Source organism: Gelidibacter algens (assembly GCF_001678675.1).
In the GTDB taxonomy this organism is placed as follows: Bacteria; Bacteroidota; Bacteroidia; order Flavobacteriales; family Flavobacteriaceae; genus Gelidibacter; species Gelidibacter algens.
Window position 1 is genome coordinate 37,641 of record NZ_LZRN01000030.1, and the last position, 11,079, is coordinate 48,719.

Annotated in this window: 11 protein-coding genes; 2 read left to right on the top strand and 9 right to left on the bottom strand. The window is 37.2% G+C overall.

Annotation, left to right across the window (positions count from 1 at the left end; genetic code table 11):
• Nucleotides 1-16: 16 nt before the first annotated feature.
• From fabG to A9996_RS13545, 9 genes are all read right to left on the bottom strand, one after another.
• Entirely contained in the window at nucleotides 17-763 is a 747-nt protein-coding gene (gene fabG / locus A9996_RS13505) for a 3-oxoacyl-[acyl-carrier-protein] reductase (RefSeq protein WP_066436006.1), read from the bottom strand.
• A 149-nt stretch (nucleotides 764-912) separates the two neighbouring features.
• A complete protein-coding gene (sucD, locus tag A9996_RS13510) occupies nucleotides 913-1,785 on the bottom strand; it encodes a succinate--CoA ligase subunit alpha (RefSeq protein WP_066436009.1) in 873 nt (290 codons plus the stop codon).
• Nucleotides 1,786-1,854: 69 nt separating this feature from the next.
• On the bottom strand, nucleotides 1,855-2,262 hold the full coding sequence (locus A9996_RS13515; RefSeq protein ID WP_066436013.1) for a nuclear transport factor 2 family protein: 408 nt from the start codon (nucleotides 2,260-2,262) through the stop codon (nucleotides 1,855-1,857).
• Nucleotides 2,262-3,197, bottom strand: a complete 936-nt coding sequence (locus tag A9996_RS13520) for a UDP-3-O-(3-hydroxymyristoyl)glucosamine N-acyltransferase (RefSeq protein WP_066436016.1) — start codon at nucleotides 3,195-3,197, stop codon at nucleotides 2,262-2,264. The genes A9996_RS13515 and A9996_RS13520 overlap by 1 nt, the downstream gene beginning before the upstream one ends.
• A 182-nt stretch (nucleotides 3,198-3,379) precedes the next feature.
• Nucleotides 3,380-3,946 (bottom strand): elongation factor P, encoded by a 567-nt coding sequence (gene efp / locus A9996_RS13525; protein ID WP_066436018.1) that lies wholly within the window; start codon nucleotides 3,944-3,946, stop codon nucleotides 3,380-3,382.
• A gap of 70 nt (nucleotides 3,947-4,016) precedes the next feature.
• Nucleotides 4,017-4,802, bottom strand: coding sequence for an acyl-ACP--UDP-N-acetylglucosamine O-acyltransferase (lpxA, locus tag A9996_RS13530; RefSeq protein WP_066436026.1), 786 nt, complete (start codon nucleotides 4,800-4,802; stop codon nucleotides 4,017-4,019).
• Nucleotides 4,803-4,876: 74 nt separating this feature from the next.
• Nucleotides 4,877-6,283: a bifunctional UDP-3-O-[3-hydroxymyristoyl] N-acetylglucosamine deacetylase/3-hydroxyacyl-ACP dehydratase gene (locus A9996_RS13535; RefSeq protein WP_066436028.1), complete on the bottom strand. Its 1,407-nt coding sequence runs from the start codon at nucleotides 6,281-6,283 to the stop codon at nucleotides 4,877-4,879.
• Entirely contained in the window at nucleotides 6,270-7,298 is a 1,029-nt protein-coding gene (gene lpxD / locus A9996_RS13540) for a UDP-3-O-(3-hydroxymyristoyl)glucosamine N-acyltransferase (RefSeq protein WP_066436030.1), read from the bottom strand. The genes A9996_RS13535 and lpxD overlap by 14 nt, the downstream gene beginning before the upstream one ends.
• A gap of 121 nt (nucleotides 7,299-7,419) precedes the next feature.
• On the bottom strand, nucleotides 7,420-8,655 hold the full coding sequence (locus A9996_RS13545) for an HD domain-containing protein (protein WP_066436050.1): 1,236 nt from the start codon (nucleotides 8,653-8,655) through the stop codon (nucleotides 7,420-7,422).
• Nucleotides 8,656-8,691: 36 nt separating this feature from the next.
• Here A9996_RS13545 and porX point away from each other — a divergent pair, with 36 nt between their 5' ends.
• Nucleotides 8,692-10,245: a T9SS response regulator signal transducer PorX gene (porX, locus tag A9996_RS13550; protein ID WP_066436032.1), complete on the top strand. Its 1,554-nt coding sequence runs from the start codon at nucleotides 8,692-8,694 to the stop codon at nucleotides 10,243-10,245.
• Nucleotides 10,246-10,344: 99 nt separating this feature from the next.
• Entirely contained in the window at nucleotides 10,345-10,797 is a 453-nt protein-coding gene (gene tsaE, locus A9996_RS13555; RefSeq protein WP_066436035.1) for a tRNA (adenosine(37)-N6)-threonylcarbamoyltransferase complex ATPase subunit type 1 TsaE, read from the top strand.
• The last annotated feature ends 282 nt before the right edge of the window (nucleotides 10,798-11,079 follow it).

Here is an 11,079-nt window from a genome sequence, read left to right on the forward strand (position 1 = left end):
TGCACACTGCAAACGATTATGTAAGCAAGCCGCCGTCCACATTAATTGTTTGCCCTGTAATATAGGCACTCATATCACTGGCCAAGAACACACAAACGTTAGCGATATCTTCAGGCGTTCCGCCACGTTTTAAAGGAATTGCTTCTCTCCAGCCTTTTACGGTATTCTCATCTAATTTGGCGGTCATTTCGGTTTCGATGAATCCCGGTGCGATCACGTTACTTCTTATGTTACGAGACCCCAACTCTAAAGCTACAGATTTGGAAAACCCGATAATCCCTGCCTTTGAAGCGGCATAATTAGCCTGTCCGGCATTCCCTTTCACACCAACCACCGAACTCATGTTAATAATAGAGCCCTTGCGTTGCTTAAGCATGGGGCGCATTACGGCTTTGGTCATATTAAAAACAGATTTGAGATTGACTTCAATCACTTTGTCAAAATCTTCCTCACCCATTCTCATTAAAAGATTGTCTTTTGTAATTCCGGCATTGTTCACCAATATATCGATGCTTCCAAATTCAGCCAGTACTTCTTCTGCCAGCTTTTGTGATTCATTAAAATCGGCTGCATTACTTTGATACCCTTTGGCTTTGATGCCCAAGGTATTTAATTCCTCTTCCAAAGCCTTCGCTGATTCTGATGAGGAGCTATATGTAAATGCAACATTGGCACCATGCTCTGCAAAAGTTTGGGCAATACCCTTACCTATACCTCTACTGGCACCCGTAATAATTGCTGTTTTTCCTTCTAATAATTTCATAACTATAAATTTAGTAGTGAGTGCTGCATTACTTCAATTAAGCACTCTCAATTGGTTGATGATTCTCTTTTCAAATATAAGGATTAGATGCTGTCTCAAATAAAAAAACCCCACAAAAATGTGAGGTTCTTAAAATTTGTATTTGGCAATTACCCCATAACTTCGGCAACTTTTTTACCAATCTCAGCAGGAGAATCCACCACGTGAATTCCGCAAGCTCTCATAATTTCTTTTTTAGCTTGAGCCGTATCATCACTTCCTCCAACAATTGCTCCCGCGTGACCCATGGTGCGTCCTGCAGGTGCAGTTTCTCCAGCAATAAATCCGATGATTGGCTTTTTGCTACCACTTTCTTTATACCACTTTGCTGCATCAGCTTCCAATTGTCCTCCAATTTCACCAATCATCACCACACATTCTGTTTCTGGATCATTAATCAGTAATTCAACCGCTTCCTTAGTGGTTGTTCCAATAATTGGATCTCCACCAATACCAATAGCCGTCGTGATTCCAAGACCTTGTTTGACAACTTGATCTGCCGCTTCATAAGTTAAAGTCCCTGATTTAGAAACAATCCCTACAGTCCCTTTTTTAAATACAAAACCTGGCATAATACCAACTTTGGCTTCGCCTGGAGTAATAACTCCTGGACAGTTTGGGCCGATTAAACGACACTCTTTATTTTTAATATAATTTGAAGCCTTGATCATATCTGCCACAGGAATTCCTTCCGTGATACAAATGATGACTTTAATGCCAGCATCAGCAGCTTCCATAATGGCATCTGCAGCAAAAGCTGGCGGCACAAAAATAATAGACGTATCTGCCTTTGCTTCTTTTACTGCGTCTTCGACAGTATTGAAAACAGGCCTGTCCAAATGTGTCTGACCGCCTTTACCAGGCGTCACACCACCAACCACGTTAGTGCCGTATTCTATCATTTGTTCAGCGTGAAAAGTTCCTTCACTACCTGTAAAACCTTGAACTATTATCTTTGAATCTTTATTTACTAAAACGCTCATTTATATTATTTTTTTAATTTTTAAGACTTCGCAAAAGTAATCTATTTAACAGCATTTTTAAAGCCTTTGCTAAACTTTTATTTCTGAAAATGATTTGTAACTTTCTATATTATCATCAGCCACCTGGCTAATTTCATAGCCTTTGTAAAGCTTTCCATCTTTTACTTCCCAAATGCTGATAAAGTTTGCCAAAGGCTGCTCATTTTCAGGATCCTCAATGGTACTGACAAACATGGTGTACCTGATAGTGACTTGATTTTCATCTTGTAACAAATGACTTATTTGGGCTCTTAAGGAATGATAAGACAAATTAATGTTTTTAAAGAACTGCACCACTCCATCATAATCCATAACCGTATACCCAGTACTGCTGTTCCAATGGGACATAAAATCCTTATGGATGTATTTAGATATCAAATGGACATCATTGGCTAAATCTGATTCGTAAAAGGACTTGACAATTTCTTTTGGAGACATTATAACTTTTTTAATTGTTCTATTAGTTCAGGTATTCTTTTAATATACACCTTATCTTTTAATTCTGCTTTTGCTTCCTGTGCTGGTCTACCCCAATAGGTTTTGCCACCTTCCAATGATTTGCTGATTCCTGCTTGTGCATGAACAACGGCTTTACTACCTATAGTGATGCCACTGGTACTTCCTACTTGACCCCAGATAGTGACTTCATCTTCAATAATTACGCAACCAGCGATTCCCGCTTGGGAGGCAATCAAACAGTTCTTGCCGATAACGGTATCGTGACCAATTTGAATTTGGTTATCAAGTTTTGAGCCGTCGCCAATAATGGTGTCTCCGGTAACGCCTCTATCAATTGTGCAAAGCGCACCAATATGGACGTTATCTTTTATAACTACCCGACCACCAGAAATCAATTGATCAAAACCTTCTGGACGCTTTTTGTAGTAAAATGCACTTGCTCCCAAAACTGTACCCGCATGAATGGTAACGTTGTTGCCAATAACTGTATCGTCATAGATAACAACGTTGGCATGAATGACACAATCATCACCAATTTCCACATGATGACCAATAAAACAATTGGGCTGAATAATGGTATTTTTTCCGATTTTAGCAGAATCAGAAATACTTTGATGTGCACTTTGAAAAGGCTTAAAATGCTGGGTCAATTTATTGAAATCCCTAAACGGATCATCGCTGATAAGCAATGCTTTTCCTTCAGGACAATCGACTTCCTTATTGATCAACACAATAGTGGCGGCGGACTTTAATGCTTTATCGTAATATTTTGGATGGTCTACAAACACGATATCCCCAGGTTCCACCACATGTATTTCATTCATTCCCAAAACAGGAAAATCATCCATTCCAACGTAAGTTGTATTGATGATTTCTGCTATTTCTTTTAATGTATGTGGTTTGGGGAACTTCATTGGTGTAAAGTTGTTTGTTGTTAAGTTGTTTGTTATTTAACTGTTTGTTGTTACGTTGTTGGTTGTTCAATCATTTAGCATCATCTCAAACAGAGAGCTTGATCGAAAGGTCTGAGCCTTGAGGCGCTCAACACTGCAAACTACTGACTGCCAACTGAGGCCTGAGGACTGCCAACTTAACCTTACTCCTTAATACGCTCCTTGTAAGTCCCTTTTTCTGTTTCAACTTTAATCTTGTCACCTTCATTAATAAACAATGGTACATTTACTTCCGCTCCAGTTTCAACTGTTGCAGGTTTGGTAGCGTTGGTGGCCGTATTTCCTTTCACACCAGGCTCTGTCGCAGTCACTTCCAAAATCACAGTTGCAGGCATCTCCACAGAAAGTGGCATGTTGTCTTCGGTATTTATTTGTATGGTTACCACTTCACCTTCTTTCATCAAATCAGCTCTATCCAAAGCCGATTCCAATAATCTGATTTGTGTGAAATCTTCTTGGTTCATAAAATGGTAAAATTCACCATCATTATACAAATACTGAAATTTATGGGTTTCAACTCTTACCTCTTCAATTTTGTGTCCTGCAGAAAACGTGTTGTCCAAAACTTTACCATTGGTAACGCTTTTCATTTTCGTTCTTACAAATGCAGGGCCTTTTCCTGGTTTTACATGTAAAAACTCTGTGATTTTATAAATATCATTATTGTATTTAATGCACAATCCGTTTCTTATGTCTGATGTACTTGCCATATTTTTAGATGTATGTTGTTACGTTGTATGTTGTTAAGTTTTTTGTTGTTGAGATGTATAGCCTAAAAAATCAATTCGATTTGAAATAGCCTTTCATGATCCCTCTATGTGAATTTTTGATAAATTGCAAAATTTCATCACGTTCAGGAGTGGCCTCCATCTCAGCTTCTATAATTTCTGATGCTTGGGTATTGTTGTAATTCTTTTGATAAAGAATACGGTAAATGTTCTGTACTTCCCTAATCTTATCTGCGGAAAACCCTCTCCGTCTCAATCCAACCGAATTTATGCCCACATAAGACAAAGGTTCTCTTGCAGCTTTAACAAAAGGGGGCACATCTTTACGCACTAATGAGCCTCCAGTTACAAAGGCATGGCTCCCAATAGAACAAAATTGATGCACAGCCGTCATTCCTGCCAACACCACATAATCTCCAACTGTAATATGGCCTGCAAGTGTACTATTATTCGAGAAAATGCAGTTATTGCCAACGATACAATCATGGGCAATATGGCAATAGGCCATGATAAGACAATTATCGCCAATAACGGTTTTCATCCTGTCAGTAGTACCTCTATTGATAGTAACGCATTCTCTTATGGTAACATTATCGCCTATTTGAGTAATAGTATCTTCATCCTTAAATTTTAAATCTTGCGGTACAGCAGAAATTACTGCTCCTGGGAAAATATTACAATTTTTTCCTATACGAGCGCCTTCCATAATGGTCACGTTACTCCCTATCCATGTGCCTTCTCCAATCACCACGTTATTGTGTATGGTTGTAAAAGGGTCAATCACAACATTCTTTGCTATTTTAGCTCCAGGGTGTACGTATGCTAGTGGCTGGTTCATTTCCTTTTTTGTTTGTTTTATGTTCTTTTAATTGACTGAGCAACTATCTTAGTTAAGAACTTAAATGATTAGTCTTATTTAATTTTTGAAATTTGAGCCATTAACTCTGCTTCTGCACAAAGTTTTCCGTTGGCATAGGCATACCCTTGCATGTGACAAATACCTCTTCTTATAGGTGTAATTAAATCACATTTAAAAATTAAGGTGTCTCCAGGTACAACTTTTTGTTTAAATTTCACTTTATCGATCTTCATAAAGAATGTCAGATAATTTTCTGGATCAGGAACGGTACTCAATACCAGAATCCCCCCTGTTTGTGCCATGGCCTCAACTATTAATACCCCTGGCATAACCGGAGCTCCAGGAAAATGTCCTGCAAAAAAGGGCTCATTCATGGTCACATTTTTCATACCTATAACTCCCGTGTCTGTCAATTCAAAGATCTTATCAATCAACAAAAATGGTTGTCTGTGTGGCAACATATCCATGATTTGATTGATATCCATCAAGGGCTCTTGATTCAAATCGACGTTAGGGAAATTACTCCTTCTTTCATCTTTTATTATTTTCGACATTTTTACAGCAAACTGTGTATTAATATAATGTCCGGGTTTACTGGCAATGACCTTGCCTCTTAAACGGGTTTTAATCAATGCCAAATCGCCAATGACATCCAACAACTTATGGCGTGCCGCTTCATTGGGATGATGCAAGGTTAGGTTGTCCAAAATGCCGTTTGTTTTTACAGCTATAGTGTCTTTTTTGAAAGCTACTTTCAATTTTTCCATTGTTTCAGGCGATAATTCCTTATCTACATAAACAATAGCATTATTCAAGTCTCCTCCTTTAATTAAACCATTTTCAAGAAGCATTTCAATTTCGTGCAAGAAACTAAATGTTCTTGAATCTGATATGTCTTCTTTAAATGCGTTGATAGTATTTAAGGTTGCATTTTGGGTTCCTAAAACCTTCGTACCAAAATCGACCATAGTGGTCACTTGATATTCTTTGGCAGGCATAATAATGATTTCACTACCTGAATCTTCATCAACATAAGAGACAATGTCAGTAATAACATATTCTTCCCTACAGTCGTCCTGTTCAATAATAATTGCTTTTTCAATGGCTTCCACAAAAAACTTGGACGAACCGTCCATAATAGGAGGCTCTGAAGCATTCAATTCTATCAAAACATTATCGAGATCCATCCCTACAAGTGCTGCCAACACATGCTCTGATGTTTGAATAACCACGCCATTCTTTTCTAAACACGTGCCGCGTTTTGTGTTGGTCACAAAATTAGCGTCTGCCTCAACAACGGGGGTGCCTTCTAAATCTAAACGTTTAAATAAAAAACCAGAATTAACCGGTGCAGGCGAAAACGTCATGGTCACATCTTTACCTGTATGCAATCCGACGCCCGTAAGGGATACCCTATTTTGGATTGTTTTTTGCTTGATGTCTGTTTTAACTATTCCCATTTACTTTTTTATCAATATCATTAATTTCTCTCATGATTTTAGGTAGGTTTTTAAAATACACATAAGATTTATTGAAATCAGCATAGGAAAAAGCGGGTGAACCTTGGATAGCTTCATCATCTTTAATGTTTCTACCCACTCCTGACTGTGCTTGTATTTTTACATTATTACCAATGGTTATGTGCCCAGCAATGCCAACCTGACCTCCAATAACACAGTTTTCTCCAATTTTAGTAGAGCCAGCAACGCCAGTTTGCGCTGCAATTACCGTGTTTTTACCGATCTCAACGTTATGGGCAATCTGGATTTGATTATCCAGTTTAACCCCTCTTCTTATAATGGTTGAACCCAATGTGGCCCTATCAATAGTTGTTGCCGCTCCAATATCAACAAAGTCTTCTAAAATTACATTTCCTGTTTGGGGGACTTTGGTATATTCACCGTTTTCATTTGGCGCAAAACCAAACCCGTCAGCACCAATGATAACTCCGGAGTTGATCACACAATCTTTCCCAATAATACAATCAGAATACACCTTAGCACCAGAGAACACTACCGTATTATCTCCAATCTTAACATTGTCACCAATGTATGAATTGGGGAATATTTTGACGTTATTTCCAATGGTTACATTTTCTCCTATATAAGTGAATGCTCCAACATAGATATCTTCTCCATACGTCGTGCTTTTGGCGATGTGCGACGGCTGTTCTATACCAAATTTATTGAGCTTTACTTGATTGTAATACGCCAATAATTTTGAAAAAGATTTATAGGCATCTTCAACTTTGATAAGTGTGGTGCTTATAGGATTTTCAGCTTCAAAAGTTTTGTTGACTATAGTGATGGAGGCCTGGGTAGAATAGATATAGGATTTGTACTTAGGGTTGGCCAAAAAAGTCAATGAGCCTTCAGTACCCTCTTCTATCTTTGAAAGTTTAGAAACTTCAACATCCGGATTGCCCACGATATCGCCTTCTAAAATTTCCGCTATTTGTAGTGCTGTGAATTTCATCAGTCGCAAAAATAGAAAAAATGTACCATATATTCTTCTTTGTTGTAAAGTTGTTTGTTTTGGAGTTATGAACGGCTCCAAAAATCAGATGCCTTATTTTGATCCATTAAAAGTCGTCAATTCATGAAATAGAGTCGGGCTTAGGATAACAGATATAGTATTTTGTCACGGGTTTGGAAAGGGCTTTTAAATTCAATTGATCGGACGCTTTTACAATGTCCTGTATCTTTCCAGATTTGTGCAAAATATTTATATTCTGCGATTTGATCTGGTATGCCTGATTTGAAATTTGACCTGTAAACACAAAATAATCAGCCTCTTTAGACGTGATGTTATAACGTTTCATCAAGTTAACTTTATGTATCTTCACACTGTCGAGCTTGCGCTTCTTGTCCTTCAATTTAACTTTGAGCAAGTCTCTGTTGATGATCATATCGCATAAGTTTTTCAAAACAAAATCCTCATGATACTGCCATTCTTTCATTGCTGAAACAATATCATAATCATCCAAATGGGCAAAAATCTCCAAGGTTTCTGTATTAAAATTTGAACCATTGATTTCATTCTTCAAAAAATAATCCAGTGCCCTACTTGCTTTCAAATCAACACCTTTTTGAGATAGCTCTTTGGCACGTTTTAAAACCCGCATCAACAGTTGTTCTGCCACTACGCTCGTTTTGTGCAAATAGACCTGCCAATACATCAACCTTCTGGCGACTAGGAATTTCTCGACACTATAAATACCTTTTTCTTCTACTACCAATTCATCATCCACCACATTGAGCATGGTAATTAAGCGTTCAGCATTGATATTTCCTTCAGCAACTCCCGTATAAAAACTATCGCGTTTCAAATAATCAGCTCTGTCCATGTCTAGCTGACTCGAAATAAGTTGGCACATGAAATTTCGGTGGTATTCGCCTTTAAAGATCTGTAGTGCCAGCGTTAAACTTCCGTTAAATTCTGTGTTCAACTTTTCCATAAATAAAAGGGAAATAGCTTCATGTGATACGCCAGTTACAATACTATGTTCCATGGCGTGGCTAAAAGGACCATGACCAATATCATGCAGAAGAATCGCAATCAACAACCCATTTTCTTCATCTTCAGAAATGGCAACACCCTTAAAACGAAGCACATTCACCGCTTTCTGCATTAAATGCATGCTTCCCATGGCGTGATGGAATCTTGTGTGGTGAGCTCCAGGATACACTAAATAGGACATCCCCATTTGAGAAATTCGTCGTAGTCTTTGAAAATATTTGTGGGCGATAAGATCAAATATCAACGAATTTGGAATGGTAATAAATCCGTAAATTGGGTCGTTAAATATTTTGAGTTTGTTTACTTTATTCAAACTAGAAAGTTTAGTCATTAATTAAAACAAATATACATGAACCATATAAATATTCTTTGGGTTGACGATGAAATTGATTTGCTAAAACCCCACATCCTTTTTTTAGAAAAAAAGAACTATAATGTTACGACGTGCAAAAGTGGTACCGAGGCTTTGGAAATTATTGATGACACCAATTTTGACATTGTTTTTTTAGATGAAAACATGCCAGGATTGACAGGGCTGGAAACACTAAATGAAATTAAGGAGCGCCGCGCCAATCTTCCCGTAGTGATGATTACCAAAAGTGAGGAGGAATATATTATGGAAGAGGCCATTGGCAACAAAATTGCAGATTACCTTATAAAGCCAGTCAATCCCAATCAAATATTGTTGAGTTTAAAGAAAAATTTAGACCATTCTCGATTAATTTCGGAGAAAACGACTTCCAATTACCAGCAAGAATTCAGAAAAATAGCCATGGACATGTCTATGGTCAATAGCTATGAAGAATGGGCAGATTTATATCAGAAATTAATTTATTGGGAACTTCAGCTCGAGGATATTGAAGATGTTGGCATGACCGAAATTTTGGAATCCCAAAAAACAGAAGCCAATGCGCAGTTTGGGAAATTTATTGAAAAAAACTACACGGATTGGTTTGAGAAGGATGCTGATGCGCCAACAATGTCTCACAATCTATTCAAAAATAAAATAGTGCCAGAACTTAGTGATAAGCAACCCACCTTGTTGGTAGTCATAGACAATTTACGATATGACCAGTGGAAAGCTTTTGAACCCATTGTGAGTAATTATTACAAAAAAACATCAGAAAGTTCATTTTACAGTATCCTACCAACAGCCACACAGTATGCCCGTAATGCTATTTTTTCAGGACTGATGCCCATTGAGATGGAAAAACGCCATCCCGACTATTGGAAAAATGATACAGATGATGGAGGTAAAAACTTGTTTGAAGCCGAATTTTTAGAAGCACAACTGAAGCGGTTGGGACTTCAAAACCTAAAAACCGAATATCATAAAATCACCAATTTCCAAGCTGGAAAAAAATTAGTCGAAAACTTCAAATCGCTAAAAAATAATGACCTCTCCGTCATTGTCTATAATTTTGTAGATATGCTCTCGCACTCCAAAACAGAGATGGAAGTAGTCAAAGAATTGGCGTCCAATGACAAAGCCTATCGTTCCCTTACCCTGAGTTGGTTCAAAAACTCACCGCTGTTGGAAATGATTCAAAAAGCACAACAAATGGGCTTCAAATTAATTCTGACTACAGATCATGGCACAATCAACGTTAACAATCCATCAAAAGTTATTGGAGATAGAGAAACCAGTTTGAATTTACGCTACAAAACCGGCCGGAGTTTAACCTATGAAGCGAAGGATGTGTTTGTAGTTAAAGACCCTAAAGATATCCAGTTACCCTCCATAACAATGAGCAGCTCTTTTATTTTTGCTAAGGGTGATATGTTTTTGGCGTATCCAAACAACTACAACCATTATGTGAGTTATTTTAGAAATACCTATCAACATGGAGGTGTTTCTTTAGAAGAAATGATCATTCCTTTTGTGGTACTTAACCCGAAGTGATTCCATGTAATGCAAATAAATCCGACGAAATGCAAATTTTATTAGATTGTATCACAAATTATGATTATTATTGCCTAGCAAATCAACACAAACGTATAAATGGATTTCACCTATTCTCTTGAAGAGCTTGAATCAGTTGCGGATGCTATTTTAAAACACAGTACTTCCAAAACACTTTTGTTTTATGGAGAAATGGGGGTTGGCAAGACAACCTTAATTAAAGCGCTGTCAAAAAAACTGGGGAGTGCTGCAACTGTAAACAGTCCTACATTCTCTATTGTGAATGAATATGAAATTCAAGACGATCTTATTTATCATTTTGATTTATTCAGAATTGAAGATGAAGAAGAAGCTCTAAATTTTGGAATAGAAGACTATTTATTCTCTAATCATTATAATTTTATTGAATGGCCGGAAAGAATTATCACGTTATTACCGGAAGCATCCAATAAAATTGAGATAAAATTGAATTTGGATGGCTCAAGAACTCTAAAATTGAGTACAGATATTAACTTAAACCAAGAAAAAGCAAAAAAGCAGAAAAAAAATTGAAAAAATTTGCCAACCACACACCGCGTCAATTTTGAAAAGTACGGGAAAACCGTAATGTTCATAAGGGGTAAGCGATTAATTTTAACATTTAGTTAACACTTTTAGAGAGGTGTTCATCCTAAATTTGAATCAAATTAATTAATTAAATCCCTAGAATTATGAAAACAAAAAAGTACATTATTGCATTAGCAATTTTCGGTGGAGCGTTGTTCACTGCACAAGCTACAAATCTTATTGATTTAAATGGACAAACAACAACTCAAATTGAAAAAAGTAGAATCA